The sequence below is a fragment of the Reyranella sp. genome, from assembly GCF_004297265.1.
GTDB lineage: Bacteria > Pseudomonadota > Alphaproteobacteria > Reyranellales > Reyranellaceae > Reyranella.
Genome location: NZ_SCUT01000019.1, coordinates 1 through 19,357, shown reverse-complemented (window position 1 = coordinate 19,357; position 19,357 = coordinate 1). Strand labels below are relative to the sequence as shown.

20 protein-coding genes and 1 pseudogene are annotated in these 19,357 nt (G+C 65.9%); 6 read left to right on the top strand and 15 right to left on the bottom strand.

Annotation, left to right across the window (positions count from 1 at the left end):
- Window positions 1-379 precede the first annotated feature (379 nt).
- Window positions 380-1,570, bottom strand: a complete 1,191-nt coding sequence (locus tag EPO41_RS06565) for a CaiB/BaiF CoA-transferase family protein (RefSeq protein WP_296322139.1) — start codon at window positions 1,568-1,570, stop codon at window positions 380-382.
- 15 nt (window positions 1,571-1,585) lie between these two features.
- Window positions 1,586-2,233: a hypothetical protein gene (locus EPO41_RS06560; protein WP_296322137.1), complete on the bottom strand. Its 648-nt coding sequence runs from the start codon at window positions 2,231-2,233 to the stop codon at window positions 1,586-1,588.
- A 47-nt stretch (window positions 2,234-2,280) separates the two neighbouring features.
- Between EPO41_RS06560 and tcuA the strand changes: the two genes are divergently transcribed.
- Both tcuA and EPO41_RS06550 read left to right on the top strand, forming a co-directional pair.
- On the top strand, window positions 2,281-3,771 hold the full coding sequence (tcuA, locus tag EPO41_RS06555; RefSeq protein ID WP_296322133.1) for an FAD-dependent tricarballylate dehydrogenase TcuA: 1,491 nt from the start codon (window positions 2,281-2,283) through the stop codon (window positions 3,769-3,771).
- Between the two features lie 94 nt (window positions 3,772-3,865).
- Window positions 3,866-4,843 carry a tripartite tricarboxylate transporter substrate binding protein gene (locus EPO41_RS06550; RefSeq protein ID WP_296322130.1) on the top strand — a complete coding sequence of 326 codons (978 nt, stop codon included), beginning with the start codon at window positions 3,866-3,868 and terminating at the stop codon, window positions 4,841-4,843.
- Between the two features lie 15 nt (window positions 4,844-4,858).
- Here the strand turns inward: EPO41_RS06550 and EPO41_RS06545 are convergent, their stop codons facing one another.
- From EPO41_RS06545 to EPO41_RS06520, 6 genes are all read right to left on the bottom strand, one after another.
- Entirely contained in the window at window positions 4,859-5,182 is a 324-nt protein-coding gene (locus tag EPO41_RS06545; protein WP_296322127.1) for a hypothetical protein, read from the bottom strand.
- A gap of 54 nt (window positions 5,183-5,236) precedes the next feature.
- Entirely contained in the window at window positions 5,237-5,716 is a 480-nt protein-coding gene (locus EPO41_RS06540; protein ID WP_296322124.1) for a hypothetical protein, read from the bottom strand.
- Between the two features lie 32 nt (window positions 5,717-5,748).
- Window positions 5,749-6,015 carry a hypothetical protein gene (locus tag EPO41_RS06535; RefSeq protein WP_296322121.1) on the bottom strand — a complete coding sequence of 89 codons (267 nt, stop codon included), beginning with the start codon at window positions 6,013-6,015 and terminating at the stop codon, window positions 5,749-5,751.
- Window positions 6,016-6,060: 45 nt separating this feature from the next.
- Window positions 6,061-6,303 carry a hypothetical protein gene (locus EPO41_RS06530; protein ID WP_296322118.1) on the bottom strand — a complete coding sequence of 81 codons (243 nt, stop codon included), beginning with the start codon at window positions 6,301-6,303 and terminating at the stop codon, window positions 6,061-6,063.
- A 107-nt stretch (window positions 6,304-6,410) separates the two neighbouring features.
- The gene (locus EPO41_RS06525; protein ID WP_296322116.1) at window positions 6,411-6,839 is read right to left on the bottom strand and encodes a hypothetical protein; all 429 of its coding nucleotides are present in this window, start codon (window positions 6,837-6,839) and stop codon (window positions 6,411-6,413) included.
- A 74-nt stretch (window positions 6,840-6,913) separates the two neighbouring features.
- The gene (locus EPO41_RS06520) at window positions 6,914-7,558 is read right to left on the bottom strand and encodes a TetR/AcrR family transcriptional regulator (RefSeq protein ID WP_296322114.1); all 645 of its coding nucleotides are present in this window, start codon (window positions 7,556-7,558) and stop codon (window positions 6,914-6,916) included.
- A 103-nt stretch (window positions 7,559-7,661) separates the two neighbouring features.
- Between EPO41_RS06520 and EPO41_RS06515 the strand changes: the two genes are divergently transcribed.
- On the top strand, window positions 7,662-9,422 hold the full coding sequence (locus tag EPO41_RS06515) for a sulfatase-like hydrolase/transferase (protein WP_296322111.1): 1,761 nt from the start codon (window positions 7,662-7,664) through the stop codon (window positions 9,420-9,422).
- A 60-nt stretch (window positions 9,423-9,482) separates the two neighbouring features.
- On the opposite strand, the gene serA is transcribed toward EPO41_RS06515, so the two are convergent.
- The 6 genes from serA to EPO41_RS06485 form a co-directional block, all read right to left on the bottom strand.
- Window positions 9,483-11,066 (bottom strand): phosphoglycerate dehydrogenase, encoded by a 1,584-nt coding sequence (gene serA / locus EPO41_RS06510; RefSeq protein WP_296322108.1) that lies wholly within the window; start codon window positions 11,064-11,066, stop codon window positions 9,483-9,485.
- A 93-nt stretch (window positions 11,067-11,159) separates the two neighbouring features.
- Window positions 11,160-12,335, bottom strand: coding sequence for a phosphoserine transaminase (locus EPO41_RS06505; protein WP_296322105.1), 1,176 nt, complete (start codon window positions 12,333-12,335; stop codon window positions 11,160-11,162).
- 104 nt (window positions 12,336-12,439) lie between these two features.
- Entirely contained in the window at window positions 12,440-14,092 is a 1,653-nt protein-coding gene (locus EPO41_RS06500; RefSeq protein ID WP_296322103.1) for a hypothetical protein, read from the bottom strand.
- Window positions 14,092-14,361, bottom strand: coding sequence for a hypothetical protein (locus EPO41_RS06495; protein WP_296322100.1), 270 nt, complete (start codon window positions 14,359-14,361; stop codon window positions 14,092-14,094). Before EPO41_RS06495 ends, EPO41_RS06500 begins: the two co-directional genes overlap by 1 nt.
- Window positions 14,362-14,371: 10 nt before the next feature.
- Window positions 14,372-15,115: a class I SAM-dependent methyltransferase gene (locus EPO41_RS06490; RefSeq protein ID WP_296322098.1), complete on the bottom strand. Its 744-nt coding sequence runs from the start codon at window positions 15,113-15,115 to the stop codon at window positions 14,372-14,374.
- Window positions 15,112-16,068, bottom strand: a complete 957-nt coding sequence (locus EPO41_RS06485) for a glycosyltransferase family 2 protein (protein ID WP_296322095.1) — start codon at window positions 16,066-16,068, stop codon at window positions 15,112-15,114. Before EPO41_RS06485 ends, EPO41_RS06490 begins: the two co-directional genes overlap by 4 nt.
- Before the next feature lie 108 nt (window positions 16,069-16,176).
- On the opposite strand from EPO41_RS06485, the gene EPO41_RS06480 reads away from it, so the two are divergent.
- The 3 genes from EPO41_RS06480 to EPO41_RS06470 all read left to right on the top strand — a co-directional run bounded on the left by EPO41_RS06480 (window position 16,177) and on the right by EPO41_RS06470 (window position 19,013).
- A complete protein-coding gene (locus EPO41_RS06480) occupies window positions 16,177-17,340 on the top strand; it encodes an ATP phosphoribosyltransferase regulatory subunit (protein ID WP_296322092.1) in 1,164 nt (387 codons plus the stop codon).
- 117 nt (window positions 17,341-17,457) lie between these two features.
- Window positions 17,458-18,750 (top strand): adenylosuccinate synthase, encoded by a 1,293-nt coding sequence (locus tag EPO41_RS06475; RefSeq protein ID WP_296322090.1) that lies wholly within the window; start codon window positions 17,458-17,460, stop codon window positions 18,748-18,750.
- A gap of 2 nt (window positions 18,751-18,752) precedes the next feature.
- A complete protein-coding gene (locus EPO41_RS06470) occupies window positions 18,753-19,013 on the top strand; it encodes a hypothetical protein (RefSeq protein ID WP_296322087.1) in 261 nt (86 codons plus the stop codon).
- Window positions 19,014-19,049: 36 nt separating this feature from the next.
- On the opposite strand, the pseudogene EPO41_RS06465 reads toward EPO41_RS06470, so the two are convergent.
- Window positions 19,050-19,357, bottom strand: a pseudogene (locus EPO41_RS06465) (4-phytase); the annotation flags it as partial.

The following is a 19,357-nucleotide window of genomic DNA, read 5'->3' as shown; positions in this document are numbered from 1 at the left end:
GTCCGCAGCAGGTTCGAATGTCTGGTGGCGCCAATGTACCCATTTTGTTCCAATCCGCAATGGAACAAATAACCCCCTGATAGAACTAATGTTCTTGACACAAGTTCTAGATACGTTCCCTGAGAGTTATCCCCTGATCTGGACAGTTTCTCTCATGCCACCCCGGGCGCGGATGGTGGCACCCAGGCGGGGGGATCACGCGACGTGCCAAGTCGCGTTTTTTCAAATCGTTTGTTTCGTTTATTCCGTTGGTTTCGTTTATTCGCCAGAATTCCGTCAAGAGCCTGATGGATTCGCAGGAGGTCGGGGAATAAAGGGGCAGCGGTCACGGCGCCCTTGGAGCGCCGGTGCGTCTTCCCCGCGGGATCCGAGGCCAGTCCTATCGCGGACCGAGCGTGCCGGCTTCCTTCAGCCTGCCGACCTCCGCGAGGCCATAGCCCAGCGTCCCCAGCACCTCGTCATTGTGCTGGCCGATCTCCGGCGGGTTGGAGACGAGCGGCGGACGCCAGCCCATCATCTGGAAGGGCAGCAGCGGCAACCGGGTCTGCACGCCGCCCGGCAGGGTCGTCGGCGCCAGCGAGCCGTTGGCCAGCAGGTGCGGATGCTCGAACAGGTCCTGCGGCCGGGCGACGGGCGCGAAGGAAATATCAGCCTCGAGGCACATCTGCTCGAGTGCTTCCTTGGTGTAGGCCTTGAACACGGCGGCAACCTTCGGCACCAGCCACGGCCGCGCCTCGATGCGCAGGTTGTTGGTGGCGAGTTTGGGATCGGCCGCGAGCTCCGGCTGCTTGAAGAACTCGCAGAAGCGCTTCCACTGGCCGTCGCTGGTGATGCCGACGAAGACCTGCAGGTCATCGGCCGTGTTGAAGATCTCGTAGACCGCCCACGAACTCACGCGCTCGGGCATCGGCGGCGGCGCGGCGCCGTTGATCGCGGTGATCGCCAGATGCTGTCCCATCAGGAAGACCACCGATTCGAACAGCGCGCTCTCGACCAGCCCGCCCTTCCCCGTCCGGTCCCGCTGCTTCAGCGCGAGCACGGTCCCGAAGGCGCCGAACATGCCGCCCACGATGTCGATTACCGAGGTGCCGGCCCGCAGCGGCCGGCCGCTGGGGCCGGTCATGTAGGCCAGCCCGCCCATCATCTGCACGACCTCGTCGAGCGCCGGCCGCCTTTCGTACGGCCCGGGCAGGAAGCCCTTGAGTGCGCAGTAGACGAGGCGTGGGTTGATCTTCTCGAGGTCCGCCGGCCCCAACTTCCGCTTGGCCATCGAGCCTGGTGCAAAGTTCTCGATCAGCACGTCGGCCTTCTCGAGCAGCTTCACCAGCACCTTGCGGCCCTCGGGCGAGTCCGCGTCGAGCGCCAAACTCTTCTTGTTGCGATTGAAGTAACCAAAGAATCCGGCGCCGAAGCCGCGCAGCTTGCGCGTGCGGTCGCCGTCGACCGGCTCGACCTTGATCACCTCGGCACCGAGGTCGGCCAGAATCATGCCGCAGGACGGGCCCAGGATGGTGTGGGTGAGTTCGACGACGCGGACGCCCTTGAGAGGCGGTTCAAACGATGAGGTCATGCCCCATCAAATACCTCACCCCGAGGGGCTGAGCCACGTGTCGATATCCTTGGTGAACGGCAGGCCCGCAGCCTCGCCCAGCACTTGATGGACGACGCCGGCGCCGATCAGGAACGCTTCCTGATGCGGGACGGCATTCGCCTTGAGCATCGTGCGGATCGCCTTGCCGTCATGGCCCCAGCCGATCGCCTCGACCTTGCCGTCGAAGGCACGGTTGACGATCGACAGGAACTGGGCGCGCTCCTCGTCGGTGAGGGCCGGCACGGCATCGATATCGCCGAGCAGAAACAGCCGGCCACCGAATTTCGCGACCAGCGCAGCCACAGAGTTACGGGCTTCGACGATGACCTCCCGGTTGGGACCCCGGCGTACCCGGGCCGCGAGCGACAGCGGCATCACTGCGGCCCCCAGATTGGCGCCGGTGTTCATCAGCGCGGCGGTCAGTTCCTTGTAGGTGATTCCAAGACGTTCTGCCCGCCGCACGCGCATTTTCGCCACTTCGGGGCTGGGTGACTTCCACGCCTTGGCGGCGGCGCGGCGCCAGACCCAGGCCCCCCACGACATGTCGAAGGTCGGCCCGTTGTTGTGCCCGATGCCGGGACGGCGTAGCAGGACCTCGACGTTGGCGTGCCGGGCCGCAAGACGGTCGAAACGATCACCCATTGCGCCTATTGTACTGCAATTCTGGTGCCGGAATCGAGGAGCGAGGCGTGGACGATTTTCAGGTCGATGTGTTGGTGGTGGGTGCCGGGAACGCGGCGGCGTGCGCGGCTCTCGCGGCGCGTGAGACGGGCGCCTCGGTCGCCATGCTTGAGGCGGCCCCCGAGGAGGAGCGCGGCGGCAACAGCACCTACACGGCCGGCGCCATGCGCGTGGTGTTCCATGGCGTCGACGACCTCGTGCAGCTCTACGACCTCACCGAGGACGAGAAGCGCGACGTCGATTTCGGCAGCTACACCGCCGACCAGTATCTCGACGATATGGGCCGCGTGACCAACTATCGATGCGACCCGGAACTGACCGACATCCTGATCGGCCGCTCCTTCGAGACCATGAAGTGGATGCGCTCCAAGGGCGTGCGCTTCCAGCCCTCCTACGGCCGCCAGGCCTTCAAGGTGAACGGCAAGTACAAGTTCTGGGGCGGCCTCGCGGTCGAGGCCTGGGGCGGCGGGCCGGGCCTGGTCGACCTCGAGCACAAGGCCGCGGTGAAGGCCGGCATTCCGATTCACTACGAGACGGCGGCGGTGTCGCTGATCGAGGAAGACGGCGTGGTGCGCGGCGTCATCGCCCGCCACAAGGGCCGCAAGGTGAAGATCGGCGCCAAGGCGGTCGTGCTGGCCTGCGGCGGCTTCGAGAGCAATGCCGAGATGCGCACGCGCTATCTCGGGCCGACCTGGGATCTCGCCAAGGTGCGCGGCACCCGCTTCAACACGGGCGCCGGCATCAACATGGCGCTGGCGATCGGGGCCAAGCCGCACGGCAACTGGTCGGGCAGCCACGCCGTGGGCTGGGACATGAACGCGCCGGAGTTCGGCGACCTCGATGTCGGCGACAATTTCCAGAAGCACTCCTACCCGCTCGGCATCATGGTGAACGCCAATGGGCTCCGCTTCGTCGACGAGGGCGCGGACTTCCGCAACTATACCTACGCCAAGTACGGCGCGGTGATCCTGTCCCAGCCTCAGCAGTTCGCGTGGCAGATCTTCGACTCGAAGGTGCTCGACAAGCTGAGGGACGAATATCGCATCAAGCGCATGACGAAAGTGCGCGCCGACACGATCGAGGAGCTGGCGAAGAAGCTCGAGGGCGTGGACGAGCAGCAGTTCCTGAAGACCATCAAGGAATGGAACGCGGCCGTCATGACCGAGGTACCGTTCAACCCGGCGATCAAGGACGGCCGCGGCACGCGGGGCCTCGCGGTCCCGAAGACGAACTGGGCCAACACGATCGACCAGGGTCCGTTCGAGGCCTATGCCGTGACCTGCGGCCTCACCTTCACCTTCGGCGGACTGAAGATCACCAACGAAGGCGAGGTCGAGGGCAGCGACGGCCACGTCATCCCCGGCCTGTTCGCGGCGGGCGAGCTGGTCGGCGGACTGTTCTATCACAACTACCCCGGCGGCACGGGCCTGGTCTCCGGCGCGGTGCTGGGCAAGCTCGCGGGCGACGGCGCCGGCAAGTACGCCGCGGGGAAGAACTGAGCCCCGCTTGCCGGCCGGACGAATTGGCTTCAAGGTCCCGACAAACCGAGGTTGCGCGACGCGGATGAACCGCGCGCGCCACAGGAGGAAGAGCATGCTCCCCATCACCCGGCGTCACGCCCTGGCTCTCGGCGGCTCGTCGCTGCTGCTGCCGTCCGTCTCGCGCGCCCAGGCCAACTGGCCGACCGGCCCGGTCACCTTCGTCGTCGGCTATGCCGCCGGTGGCAGCACGGACATCAACGCCCGCGAGCTGGCGCATGTCATGACGCCGGTCATCGGGCAACAGATCATCATCGACAACAAGGGCGGCGCGGCCGGATCGATCGGCCTGCGGGCCGTCGCAAATGCCAAGCCGGACGGCCAGACGCTGTTCGTCGCGGTCGGCACCAACGTGATCATCAACCCGCACGTCCAGAAAGGGATGATCGACACCATCGCTTCGCTGGCGCCGATCTGCCAGATCACGGACTACCAATACGTGCTGGTCGTGGGTAATTCGGTGCCGGTGAAGAACGCCGCCGAACTCGTCGCCCTGGCCAAGAAGGATCCTGACAAGCTCACCTTCTCGTCGTCAGGCGTGGGCGGCAACAATCACCTGGCCGGTGCGCTGTTCGCCGAAGCGGCCGGCGTCAAGATCACCCATGTGCCCTACAAGGGCACGGGACCGGCGGTGGCCGACGTGATTGGCGGCCAGATCACCATGAACTTCTCGTCGCTGCCCCCGGCGGTCTCGCAGGTGAAGGGGGGCAATCTCAAGGCGCTGGCGGTGACCGGCAACAAGCGTGTCAGTTCCATGCCGGACGTGCCGACCCTGAAGGAACAGGGGATCGACGTCGTCGTCACCAGCTGGCAGGGCCTATTCGCCCCGGCCAAGACGCCGCCCGACATCCTCGACAAGATTGAGAAGGCGACCAAGGAAGCGATGAAGAACCCCAAGTGGGAGGAGGCGCTGGCGCGCGACGGGCTGGAAATGCCGCCCGACCGGACCCGCGCCCAGTTCACCAAGTTCGTCGCCGACGAGCACGCCTTCTGGGGCAAGAAGCTGCGCGAACTCAACGTCCAGATGGAATAGCGGTTTCGAACCGCTCTACCCCGGCGTCCGTGCCTGAGTCTGCGTGCGGCGTCTTTCTTCGCCCAGTGCCCTCAGTCGTTCGGCATCCTCCGGCTTCACGCGCCCATAGCGCGGGCGCCAGTCGTCGTCCGACGGCCACGACACATCCGACCGCCGCGTGGTGCGCGGCGCGTCGGCATCGCGCAGGAGAGCAAGCGCCTGCCCCGCGATCGTACGCTGCAGGTCCTGTCGCCACGGCGGCCCACACGGATTGCCCAGCGGGAAATCCGTGAACAGGAAGCGCGGCACGCCGCAATGTTCGACGACGTCGAGGGCGGAACCGATGATCACGGTCGGCATTCCGTTAGCCTCGAGATGACGGGCGACCAAACTCACGGTTTGGTGGCAGACGGGTCAAAGCGGCGACAGCAACGCTGCGTCGGCACCGTCGGCTCGCAATCGCCCCAGGACCTGCGGCGCATCGATCTCCATCGTCTTGCGCTGGCTGTATTCGGTGGGCACGCCATGGAATCGCGCCGTCAAATCGGCAACCATGCCCTCCGATGCCCACCGCTGGATCGCCTCGATCGGCAGGAAGCTGGCGCGATCGTCGGTATGGGTCGATTCCTTGTCCCAGGCGAGGTTGCCGGTGAAGAGCCTGGCCGGTGCGAGCGAGACCGTGCCCGACCAGACCTGCCGCTTGCCGGAAGCATCGCGATTGCCGAGGTCGGGCGGACTTGCGGTCGTGACGAGGCCGATCTTCACCTGTGGCAGGGGCTTGGCGAGATGCGTGAACGGGACCGTGTCGAAGCGGGACCAGACATAGTCGGACGGATAGCCGAGCGCGCGATAGTAGTCCCTCGTGCGCTCCATGTAGTGGACGGTCTCGGTCATCGTTCCCACCGGCTTTTGTCGTTGCCCTCAGTCTAGCCGCGTCTGGGCACCATGCAGAAGCCCTGCGCCTCGATGCCGAGGGCCGGATTGAACTTCGAGCGGAAGTTCTCCATCGCGATTGCCGCCGTCAGCTCGACGATCTGCGCGTCGCTGTAGTGCTTCTTCAGGTCATCGACCAGCGCATCGTCGACCTTGCGGTCGGTGTAGGTGATCCGCTCCGCATATTCGAGAGCCAGCCGCTCGGCCTCGCTGAAGAGCGTGCTGTCGCGCCAGGCCGTAACCTCGGCCAGCTTCTCCATCCCGCCTTCCGTCGTTTCCAGCACACGGCTGGAATTGATGTCGATTCAAAACGGGCAACCGTTGATCGTCGCGACACGCACATAGAGCAGCGCCGGCAGACCTTTCGGCAGAAGGCCGGACTCCTCGATCGACTGTCCCAGCATGCCGGCTGCCCGAAGGATCGGCGGGCAGTGCGCCATCACCTTGGTCGGATTCAGCAGGCCGCCGAACATCTCGCGCTGCCGGTCGAAGGCCATCTTTAGGACGGGATCGCCGCCGTCCTCTTCGATTTCACTGACACGGGGCATCGGAACCTCGTCGTTTCGGGGACACGGACGTTAACGTCCCGCCCGGACACGACACGACGGATATCTTCTAATAGCGATATGAGGCGGATGAAGGCATCGCCCGGACATCAAGCCCGCTGAAGGTCGGGCCGCGCGATCAACCAGAACACAACGGACGACACCACTGCGCAGGCCAGAACGAATGGCAGCATGAACGCCAGGTTGGCCAGCAGGTTCAGCCAGGCAGGATCGGCCGCATCGCCGTCAAAACCCGCAAGGCCGGCAAACAGGACCACGAACGTCAGTCCCAGCGCCAGCCCGGCAAGGGCGTAGGCCCGCAATCCGTCCCAGCGCTTGCGGCGCATGAGCAGGAACGCCGGCAGGCCGACCAGCAGGGTGAAGGGATAGGAGATGTAACCCGCGAACGCGGCATAGCCCAAGGTCTGCGAATCGCCGCCCGCTGCAAGCACGACGCCGGCGAGAACGAGCGCCGGCATCATCGGTGCGACCACGAAACCGGCTACGGTACGATACGTTCTGCTTCGCGCGGACGCCATGTCTCTTCCCCCGGGATGACCGCCCGGCAACGCTCCGAAGGTCCGCCCCAACGTCGTGCAGACCGCTTCGGCGATCAAGAATTACCGCGACCCGTCCCCCGACCGGCCAGGGCCAGCGCTCGCTGCGACGGCACGCCGAGGCCCTGGAGAATGGTCGCGACGACCGAGCGCTCGTAGCTCGACGATGGTTGACGCAACGCAATGTGGCGCATGGCAAGCATGATGTAGCCATGGACGAGGTCCACGGCCGCCTGCTCGCTGAAGATCGCAAACTCCTTCTGGCGGATGCCCAGCCTCACGTCGGCCAGCACGAACTTGCCGATCGCCTTCAGCATTCGGGGCGAGGTCGTTGCGAGTTCGAGGATCAACATCGCGGTCGGTGGGTTCTCCCGGGCGATCCGCAGATAGCGCCGGCAACCATCGACCATCCGTTCGGCGCCGGTGTGAAAGGCCAGGTGGGCATCCTGCGCCGCCTCCAGCATCGTCGTCGAGAACCAGCCGGCGACGGCTTCGACGATCTCGGCCTTGCTCGTGAAATGATTGTAGAAGGTGCCCGTCGTCACTTTCGCGCGCGCCGCGATTTCCTGGACGGACGCCTTAGCCGGCCCCTGCTCCGCCATCACCTCGATTGCAGCCTCTATGATCTGCCGTCGCGTGCGTTCGCGCTTGGGCAGTCTGGTCGCAGGTGCCTCTCGCCGCGGTCGAGGGAGCTTCTTCATGTCGCGGAGTTGATTACATTTTTTCAACTTGTCGTTCAAATTTGGACAGTGCATTCAATTTCGGCCGCTGCTTGCGGCGTTCATCGAGACAGGCCCCCGACCCATGACTATCACCCACACGACGACACGACGCACCTTCCTGAAATCCTCGGCCGCCGTGGCGTCGGCCTCCCTCGTTGGAGGGCCCGTCGAGATCGCCCAGGCGCAGACGCAGGGCACTGCCCCCGCCGTCTCGCGCAGCCGCGGTCCGCTGAACATCCTCTTCGTCTTCACCGATCAGGAACGCTTCCACGACAGGTGGCCGAAGGGCCTGTCGCTGCCGGGCCACGAGCGCCTGGAGCGCACCGGTACGACCTTCACCAACCACCAGTGCCCGGCGACGATGTGCACCTCGTCCCGGTCGGTGATCGTGACGGGCCTGCAGACCGCGAACAACGGCATGTTCGAGAATCTCGACGTGCCCTGGATGAAGGACCTGGCGGCGCCGACCTCCGGCCAGATGCTGCGTAAGGCGGGCTACTACACCGCCTACAAGGGCAAGTGGCACCTGAGCCGGGATTTCGACACCACGTCCGTCGACAAGTTCATGACGCCACACATGGAGAGGTATGGCTTTGCCGACAATTTCTCCCCGGGCGACCTGATCGGCCACACGCTGGGCGGCTACGGCTTCGACCACATCACGGCCGGCAGCGCCATCAACTGGCTGCGCACCAAGGGGCGCCCGCTGAGCGACGACGGCAAGCCGTGGTGCATGTATGTGAGCTTCGTCAATCCGCACGACGTCATGTATTTCAACACGGACGCACCGGGCGAAAACGTGCAGGACACCGGCAAGCTGCGCCTTCAGGCGGCGCGCGCGCCCGAGCACAAGCTCTACCAGTCGACCTGGGACGTATCCGTTCCCGACAATCTGCGGCAACCGTTCGATGCGCCCGGCCGCCCCAGGGCGCACGGCGAATTCGACCGCGTCTGGGACTATATCCTGGGCCACATACCCCCCGACGAAACACGCTGGAAGCGGTTCAACGACTACTACATCAACTGCATCCGCAACGTGGATCGCTCGATCGAGGCACTGCTCGCCGAGCTGGAGGCGCTGCAGCTCGACCAGAATACGATCGTCATCTTCACGTCCGATCACGGCGAGATGGCCGGCGCGCACGGTCTGCGCGGCAAGGGCCCGTTCGCCTACCAGCAGACGAACCACCTGCCCTTCTACGTCGTGCATCCCGATGTCCAGGGCGGCCAGAAATGCAGGTCGTTGAGCAGCCACATCGACCTGCTGCCCACCATGTTTTCAATGGCGGGCGTGAAAGCTGATCGTGCCGCAGAACTCGCCGGACAGGTGCTGCCCGGCAGGGACCTGTCGCCGCTGCTCGTCAATCCGGCCAGCCAGGCGATCGACGCCGCCCGCCCTGCGACCCTGTTCACCTACAGCGGCCTCGCCAGCAACGATGCGTCCGTCTTCGACTTCGCCGCCAAGGCGGTCATGGCCGGGAAGGACCCGAAGGAAGAGGCCAAGAAGCAGGGTTTCCGCCCCGATCTCAAGAAGCGGGGCCATGTCCGGTCGGCGTTCGACGGACGCTATCGGTTCACCCGCTACTTTGCACCGGTCGACCACAACGATCCGGCGACGATCGACGAACTGTTCAAGTGGAACGATGTCGAGCTCTACGATCTCGCCACCGATCCCATGGAGATGAACAATCTCGCCATCGACCGGAAGGGCAACGCCGAAGTCATCGTGACGATGAACGGCAAGCTGTCGGCACTCATCAAGGCCGAAATCGGCAAGGATGACGGGCGCGAGCTTCCCGACGTCGCCGGCATCACCTGGGGCCTCGACCAGATCGATCTCTGAGGCCGCAGGGAGGGTCGTCGAAGTGGGCGCGGCAGGGTCGCGCCCACGCGGTCGGCGGGTCTAAAAGCCCAGGACCTTGGCCTGCACCACGCCCTCAATGCCGACGATCTTGCCCATCAGATCGGCCGAGATCGGCTGATCGACCTGGACCAGCGCAATGGCCGATCCACCCGGCTTGTCGCGGCCGAGATGGAAGGTCGCGATGTTGACCTTGCCCTCGCCCAGCAGCGTGCCGAGGCGCCCGATGAAGCCCGGCTTGTCGTCGTTGGTGATGTAGAGCATGTGCGGCGCGAACTCGGCGTCGATCTCGATGCCCTTGATCTCGACGATGCGCGGATGCTTGCCGCCGAACAGCGTGCCGGTCACCGAGCGCGTGTACTTCTCGGTCGTGACCGACAGGCGGATCATCGAATTGTAGTCGGTTTCGCGCTCGTGCTTGACCTCCGCCACCTCGATGCCGCGCTCGCGCGCGATCACCGGCGCATTGACCATGTTCACCGAGGTGAGCTGCGGGCGCAGCACGCCCATCAGCGCCACCTGGGTCAGCGGCTTGACGTTGAGCTTCGCCACCTGGCCCTCGTACTCGATCGACACGGCCTTGATGTCGGTGTCGGTGAGCTGGCCGGCGAAGGCACCCAGCTTCTCGGCGAGGTCGAGATACGGTGCCAGCTTGGGCGCATCCTCGGCCGAGACGTTCGGCATGTTGAGTGAGTTGGTCACCGCGCCTGTAAGCAGGTAGTCGGCCATCTGCTCGGCGACCTGCAGCGCCACGTTCTCCTGCGCCTCCACTGTCGAGGCGCCGAGATGCGGCGTGCAGACCAGGTTTGGCGCGCCGAACAGGACGTTGCTCTTGGCCGGCTCCTCGACGAACACGTCGAAACCGGCGCCCGCGATGTGGCCCGAGACCAGCAAATCACGGACGGCCAGCTCGTCGACCAAGCCGCCGCGCGCGCAGTTGACGATGCGCACGCCCTTCTTGGTCTTCATCAGGTTGGCGCGCGACAGGATGTTCTTCGTCTGCTCGGTGAGCGGCGTGTGCACCGTGATGAAGTCGGCGCGGGCCAGCACCTGCTCCAGCGTCGCCTTCTCGACACCCAGCTCGGTGGCGCGCTGGTCGCTCAGGAACGGGTCGTAGGCCACGACGCGCATCTTGAGGCCGATGGCGCGCTCCGCGACGATCGAGCCGATGTTGCCGCAGCCGATCAGGCCCAGCGTCTTGAAGCTGAGCTCGGTGCCCATGAACTTGTTCTTTTCCCACTTGCCCGCCTGCGTGCTGGCATTGGCCTCCGGCACCTGGCGCGCCACGGCGAACATCAGCGCGATGGCGTGCTCGGCGGTGGTGATGGCATTGCCGAACGGCGTGTTCATCACGACGACGCCGTGCGCGGTCGCGGCCTTGATGTCGACATTGTCGACGCCGATGCCGGCGCGGCCCACGACCTTGAGTTTCTTGGCCACGGCCAGGACCTCGGCCGTGACCTTGGTGGCCGAGCGGATCGCCAGGCCCTCGTAGTTGCCGACGATCTCGCGCAGCTCGGCGGGCTTCAGGCCCGGCTTGAAATCGACGTCGCAACCGCGCTCCGAGAAGATCTCGACGGCGCGCGGGGACAGCTCATCGGAAATGAGAACCTTGGGCTTTGCCATTACTAAAGACTCCTCAAGTCAGGGGAGCGCGCCACTCCAGTGGCGCAATCATGATTCTTGAGCGCCACTGGAGTGGCGCGCTCCAATGAAAGGTCAGGCGGCTTTGGCGCTGAACTCGCGCTCGATCTCGCCGTAGGCCCAGTCGAGCCACGGCAGCAGCGCTTCCAGATCGGCCTTCTCGACTGTGGCGCCGCACCAGATGCGCAAGCCCGGCGGGGCGTCGCGGTAGGAACCGACGTCGTAGCCTGCCTTCTCGGTCTCGAGCAGATCGCCCATCTTCTTCGCGGCCGCAGCCTGCTTGTCGGCCGGCAGCGCGGTGAACCACGGCGCCTTGATCACGAGGCACACCGAGGTGTTGGAGCGGATCGCCCTGTCGGCCGCGAGGAACGCCGCCCACGGCCGCGCCTCGACGAACTTCTCGAGCACGGCGAGATTGGCCTCGGACCGCGCCATCAGGCCCTTGAGGCCACCGACAGCCTCGCCCCACTTCAGCCCGTCGATCGCGTCCTCGATGCAGAGCAGCGACGGCGTGTTGATCGTGTCGCCCTTGAAGATCGCCTCCGAGAACTTGCCGCCCGAGGTCAGGCGGAAGATCTTCGGCATCGGCCAGGCCGGCGTGTAGCTTTCGAGCCGCTGGATGGCGCGCGGCGACAGCACCAGCATGCCGTGCGCGCCCTCGCCGCCCATGACCTTCTGCCAGGACCAGGTCACGACATCGAGCTTGGCCCACGGCAGGTCCATGGCGAACACGGCCGAGGTCGCGTCGCAGATCGCGAGGCCCTCGCGGTCGTCGGCGATCCACTCGCCGTTGGGGACCTTCACGCCGGAGGTCGTGCCGTTCCAGGTGAAGACGACGTCATGCGTCCAGTCGACCGCCTTCAGGTCGGCGATCTGACCGTAGGGCGCCTTGAGCGTTCGGGTGTCCTTGAGCTTGAGCTGCTTCACCACGTCGGTGACCCAGCCTTCGCCGAAGCTTTCCCAGGTCAGCATGTCGACCGGGCGGGCGCCGAGCAGCGACCACAGCGCCATCTCGACCGCGCCGGTGTCGGACGCGGGAACGATGGCGATGCGGTGGTCGGCCGGAATGCCGAGGATCGCGCGCGTGCGGTCGACCGCCTCGACAATCTTCTTCTTACCGAGCTTCGAACGATGGGACCGCCCGACGGCGGCATCTTTGAGAACTTCCGGTGTCCAACCCGGACGCTTGGCGCAGGGGCCCGAAGAAAAATCGGGACGCGCGGGACGCATGGACGGCTTCGTCATTGTCATTCTCCCTTACAGAAGAAATGCACTCCGGTGGGGGAGCGTGGCCCGCCGCCGATATACGGGCCGACGAGTGCGCCGTCAATGTGGAGAGATTGTCGCGTGTCGCCTCAGCGACGCTGCAACTCGTAATAGGTTCCGGCGATCGGATTCCTGAACGCCTCGGTCGCGCGGAAGTGGTCGTGCAGCATGCGGTAGATCGCATCGCTGCGACCGGCGGCGGCAACGGTGCCGAGATAGGCCGCCAATATATCGGGTGGCCAGGCCCACATGTCGGAGACGACGACGCGATAGCCGCGATCCAGTGCCAGGTCGATGTCCCGCTTCAGCGCCGCCGCGTGCTCGGGCCCTGTCCATCCGGGATGGCGAATCGCGCCAGCATTGACCGCGATCCACTTGAACTTCGGATCGGCCGACGGTGCCGGCGGGATGGCGACCTTGTTGTCCCAGTCCCAGGTGCGGCTCCACAGAGCGTATTTCCAGGTCGTGATCGGCTCGTAGCCGAAGTAGAGGAAAACGGTGGAGTCCGGCGGGAAGCGCTTCTCCAGCGCCGCTGTGGCCGCAAGCCAGCGCGTGTCGTCGCCCCGCCACCTGGCGAGCGCCGGGACGTTCCAGGCGAAGGGGGCGAACGACAGGACCGCGAGCACGATGGCAGCGCCTCGCCGCACCGGCAGTGCCGCCGCGAGCAGCAGCGCCCACGCCACCGTGAGCCACGGCATGACGTTGATCTGCATCTGCGGGTCCTGCGGCTGTGAATAGAAGTTCAGGACCTGCCCCGCGCCCAGCGTGCCGAGGAAGACGATGGCAACGGCGCGCAGGCGTGGCTCGTGCCGCCGCGGCCAGAGGACGATCACGCTCGCAACGAAGATCGCGGCCTGCAACAGGACGGAAAGCGACAACGGCAGCATGGCCTCGCGCGCCGAGCGAGGATCGACGAACCCGCCGACCAGCAGCAGATAGTTGCCGACCCCGGACAGCATCATCCAAGCCTTTTCCCAGGTGACTCCGGCCCAGCCGGTGGCCACGCCCTTGCCGGTCCACAGGATGTCGTGCAGCCCAATGGCACCGTTGTGTCCCTCCCACGAGAGCTGGACGATGCCCGACGTCGCGAGGATCGACGCGACCAGTACGAGCACATGGCCGAGGCGTCGCCCGATCGGCTCCGGCGCGACCAGCAGCGCCAGCGCGAGCGCTGGCAGAGTCGGGAACATCAACCGCCATTCGATCAGCCAGCCCAGGGTGAACAGCACGCCGACGATGGCGATGCGCCGCCATGTCGGCCGGTCGAACCACAGCCCGGCCAGCGCCATCGAGGCGAGGACGAACACGTAACCCGGCATGATGTCCTCGCTGATGACCGATAGCAGCAGGACAAAGCCGCATCCGAGATGGAACACCGACGCCAATGCCGCGAGAGCAGCCCTGCCCGTCAGACGATGGACAAAGCCGTAGACGATCGCTGTGCCGATGCTTGCCCAGAACGCATTGAGATAGGCGAACTGCTTCCACGGCACGCCGCGCAGGACGCCCAGCGCATCGAGCAATTGGGCGCTGACGCCATAGAGCGGGAAGAACAGGTAGTTCGACGGGTCGAGTCGGGCGGTCGACGGGCTGGCGATCCACGGCTCGGCCTGGATGCTCTTGTACATCCCATTCGAGCTGATGATGTGGACGTTCTGCAGCCAGGCGATCAGGCCGCAGAGCATCGCCAGGGACAATATGAACGCCAGCAGAAGCTGCCAGGCTGGCGCCGTCCTCGTCACTAGTGCTTGCGACCGACCAGGGTCACGACGCCTTCGGGGCCGAACGTCTCGGTATGCAGACAGCCGCGCGCCATGGTGAAGACCTCGCCGGGGCGGAAGGTCTGCGTCCGACCTTCCCACGCGAGCGTTATCGCTCCGTCGATCACCATCGCCTTCACATCGTAGGGATGGCTGTGCTCGGCATTGTGCTTCGGTCCCTGCGTCGTCCCGTTAGCGATCTCGTCGTAGCCTTCACTTTTCAGCTCGGCCTCGAAAACCTGTCGATCCATCCATCCCTCCTCACGCCGCTTTGCGGGCCGTGACCGCATACTGCGCGCCCATCGGCAGCCATGTCAGCAGGCGATCGATGCCGCGCAGAAAGGCCAGGCCGGGCGGCATGAACATGAGGTAGTCGGTGTCGAGCTCGTAGCGTGCGGCGTCGAGCAACCCGTGCCGGACCTCGTTCGCGTCGAGGAGAATGGCGTTGCGGTCGATCGGCGTGCGGGCGATGACGTAGGGCACCAGCGGATTGCGCGGATTGTGCTCGAAGACATGGATCCGGCCGCCGGGCTTGAGCACGCGACCCAGCTCGGCATAGACCGCCGGCCGGTCCACGACCGGCACGTGATGCAACACGGCACTGATCATGACGATGTCGAAGCTTGCGTCGGCGAAGGGCGTGCGGGCGCCCTGCTGCGGCGCCAGGTGCGGCGGCGCGCCCAGTTCGCGCGGCCAGCGGCGCTCGACCTGGCGCAGCATGCCGGTCGAGATGTCACAGCCGGTGAAGGATCCCTTGGCGCCGAGCCCGATCAGGACACGCATCAGGCTGCCGATGCCGCAGCCATAGTCGAGCACCGAAAGCCCGCCGCTCTGCAGGGCGGGCTCACGGCGCAGCAGCCAGCGCGCCTTCACGGCGATAAACTGGTCTGGTGAACTCCCCATCAGGCGCTTGATCGGATTGTCGAGACCGCCCTCGTATTCGGCCGCATAGTCGTCGAACTCGGCCGGCTCGCCCGACCAGGATTGCGGATCGGACGCGCTCACTCCGCGCCCCCATTCCGGCCGCCGACGATGTCGCGGATCATGAACAAGGGCCGTCCCTTGCTCTGGTCGTAGAGGCGGCCGAGATAGGCGCCGATGATGCCCAGCATCAGGAACTGCATGCCGCCCAGAAGGCCGACCGCGGCCATCAGCGACGTCCAGCCGGGCAGCGTGTGGCCGCCCCACCAGCCCACGATCGAGTAGATGAAGAAGCCGAAGCCCAGCGCCGCCATGATCCAGCCGATGGTCATCGACGCCATCAGCGGCACGACGGAGAAAGACGTGATCGCGTCGGCGGCGAACCGGACCATCTTGGCGATCGGATACTTGCTCTCGCCCGCCACCCGCGCGTGCCGGTCGTAGATCAATGGCACCTGCCGTCCGCCGATCCAGGCCACCATGCCGCGAATGAAGCGATGGCGCTCGGGCATGGCGAGCAGCAGGTCGAGCACCCGCCGCGTGACGAGGCGGAAGTCGCCGGCATCGGGCGGGATCTGCACGTCGGTCAGGCGGGCGATCAGACGATAGAACGCGGCGGCCGTGGCGCGCTTGAAAAGGCTCTCGCCCTCGCGCTGCCGACGCTGGCCGTACACCACGTCGGCCCCCTGATCGACCAGCGCCATCATGTCGGGCAACAGCTCGGGCGGATCCTGCAGGTCGGCGTCGATGATCAGGATACGCTCGCCCCGGCAAACGGAGAGCCCGGCCGTGAGGGCGAGCTGGTGGCCGTGATTACGCATCAGGCGCACGGCGACGATCCGGGAATCGCGGCCGGCCGCCTCCGCCAGGACATCCCAGGTGCGATCGCGCGACCCGTCATCGACGAGCACCATTTCGCTGGTCCCTCCGATCCCGTCCAGGACGGCGCCGACCCGGCGCAAGAACTCGGGCAGGGCGTCCTGCTCGTTGTAGCAGGGCGCCACCACGGAAACGGCCGGGCGGGGTGCGGAACTCATAGCGGGGGAGCAATAACCCATGCGCGTCGGGAAAACGAGCGGCCCCTCCCCCTCACCGTCTCGCGCCCGTCTCCCCAAAGACGGCGCAATCGGCTATCAAGCGGCACCATGACATCCAACGACAACGACCATCGCGGCCTGCTCCCGGCAGGACTGGCCGATCTGCTGCCGCCCGATGCCGCGCGCGAAGCACGTGCCATCGACGTCGCCATCGAGCGCTTCGCCGCGTTCGGCTACGAGCGTGTGAAACCGCCTTTGGTGGAATTCGAGGAGTCGCTGCTGGGTGGGCCGGGCGCCGCGCTCGCCTCGCAGACCTTCCGCCTCATGGATCCGGTCTCGCAGCGCATGATGGGTGTGCGTCCCGACATGACGGTCCAGGTCGCCCGCATTGCCGTGACGCGTCTCAAGCACGAACCGCGGCCGCTGCGCCTGTCCTACGGCGGCAACGTGATCCGGGTGCGCGGCAGCGCACTCAAGCCCGAGCGGCAGTTCGCCCAGGTCGGCACCGAGCTGATTGGCGTCGATAGCGCCGAGGCCGATGCCGAAGCCGTCCTGCTGGCGGTCGATGCGCTGCGCACCATCGGCGTTTCCGACCTGACGGTCGATCTCAACCTGCCAACACTGGTCGCCGCCGTGGCCAATGGCCTGAAACAGTCCGGCGAGGCGTTGAACCGCCTGCGGCGGGCGCTCGATCGCAAGGACGAAGGCGGCATCACCAAGGCGGCCGACGACAAGAAGGTGGCGGATCTTTTTGCCGGCCTCCTGCGCGCCGCCGGGCCTGCCGACAAGGGTATCGCGCAGCTCGCCGCCCTGGAACTACCGGCAGCGGCCGCCTCGGAAGCTGCACGCCTCGCCGACGTCGTGAAGCTCATCGTCGCGGCCGAGCCCGACCTGCCGCTGACGATCGATCCGGTGGAGTATCGTGGCCTCGAGTACCAGACGGGTGTTTCCTTCTCGGTATTCGCCCTCAAGGGCCGCGAGGAGCTGGCACGGGGCGGGCGCTATTCTGCAGGCTATCCAGAGGACGGCGTCAGCGAGCCGGCGACCGGTTTCACCGTCTACATGGACGCCGTGCTGGCCGCCTCCGAGCCGCCGCAGGAACGGCCACGGCTCTATGTCGGGATGGGAACGCGGTGGGATGATGCGTCGTTCTGGCAGGCGAAGGGCTATGCCGTCGTGCGCGCTGTCGTCGCAGCACCCGAGCCGCGAGCCGAAGCAAAGCGGCTGCGCTGCAGCCATGCCCTGATCGACGGAGAGGCCGTTCCCCTCTGAGGATGCATTTCGCCTCGCTACGAGCGGGGGGAAGTGCTATCCGACATCACGCCTCTCCGGAACCGGCCCCGGGGAGGCGTTTTCGTGTGTGAAGGGAACCGGCCGAAGGAAAATGCAATGGCCAACGTGGCAGTGATCGGCGCCCAGTGGGGCGACGAAGGCAAAGGCAAGATCGTCGACTGGCTGAGCGAGCGCGCCGAGGTCGTGGTGCGTTTCCAGGGTGGTCACAATGCCGGCCATACGCTGGTCATCGGCAACCAGACCTACAAGCTGGCGCTGCTGCCCTCCGGCGTGGTGCGCGAGGGCAAGCTTTCGATCATCGGCAACGGGGTGGTGATCGACCCGTGGCACTTCCTCGAGGAAGTGCGCAAGGTCACCGAGCAGGGCCTGTCGGTGACTCCGGCCAGCCTGAAGATCGCCAACCATGCCGTGCTGATCCTGCCGCTGCACCGCGACCTCGACGGCTGGCGCGAGGACGCGCCCGGCGTGATCCGGGTCGGCACGACGCGCCGCGGTATCGGCCCCGCCTACGAGGACAAGGTCGGCCGCCGCGCCATCCGCGTCGGCGATCTCGCCGAACCGGACATGCTGCCGCTCAAGGTCAATACGCTGCTCGCGCATCACAATGCACTGCGCACGGGCCTCGGCCAGCCGACCATCGATCCGGCCAGGCTGACGGCCGAGCTGCTGGAACTCGCGCCGAAGCTCCTGCCCTTCGCGGAAGATGTGTGGGAGCGGCTCGACGGGCTGCGCGCCGCCGGCAAGCGCATCCTGTTCGAAGGCGCGCAGGCTACCATGCTCGACATCGACCATGGCACCTATCCCTACGTCACCTCGTCCAACACCGTGGCGGCGCAGGCCATGATCGGCAGCGGCATGGGCAACGGTTCGGTCGGCTATGTGCTGGGCATCGCCAAGGCCTATACGACGCGCGTCGGCGATGGCCCCTTCCCCACCGAGCTGACGAACGAGATCGGCCAGCGCCTGGGCGATCGCGGCAAGGAGTTCGGCACCAACACGGGTCGCCGTCGCCGCTGCGGCTGGTTCGACGCGGTGATGGTGCGTCAGGCGGTGAAGCTGAACGGCATCGACGGCATCGCCCTCACCAAGCTCGACGTGCTCGACGGCGAGGAGGTGATCAAGGTCTGCGTCGGCTACGAGCTTGACGGCAAGCGCATCGAGCGCTTTCCCTTCACCATGGGCGCACAAGCCAAGCTGAAGCCGATCTGGGAAGAGTTCGAGGGCTGGAGCGAAAGCACCCAGGGCGCGCGCTCCTTCGCCGAGCTGCCCGCAACCTGCATCAAGTACGTGCGACGCGTCGAGGAACTGGTCGGCTGTCCGGTCGCGCTGCTCAGCACAAGCCCACAGCGCGAGGATACGATCCTGATGACCGATCCGTTCCGCGATTGATCGTGGAATATCTCAACGAACTGCTCGCCCGCGCGAATCTCGGTCCATGGGACAGCTGGAGCATGCAATACCGCGTGCTCGCGGTCGTCGTCGGCCTGCTCGTCGGCTACTGGGTGCTGCAGTTGCTGCTGCCCGTGGTCTTTCGCGTCCTGCGGCCCTTCATCTTCCTGGCCGTCATCCTCGCGGCCGTCTGGGCCCTCTTCCCAGCCGAAATCTGCTCGCTCGAGATGCTATCGAAGATTCCGAAACTGTGCGTCCGCTGACGCGCTGGCGTCAGCGGACGATGCCTCAGGCCGCTCCTACTTCAAGCTGACGGTCGTCAGATCGACGAACCACGATTGCGCCGGCTGGAAACCCTGCACGTTCTTGCTGAAGGCGCGCGGGTTCAGGTCGTGCACGATGTAGAGCCACGGCGGGTTGTCGACCAGCCGCTCGTGCGCCTCCTTGAAGTACTTCAGGATGGTCGCATCGTCGGTGGCCTCGGCGAGTGTCTTGAGCGCCGCTTCGAACTTCTCGTCGTTCCATTGCTCGAAGTTGGACCCCGTCGGAGAGGAATTCGCCGCTGCGAAGTAGCGGAACATCATGCCGACATCGCTCGACGGCGAGC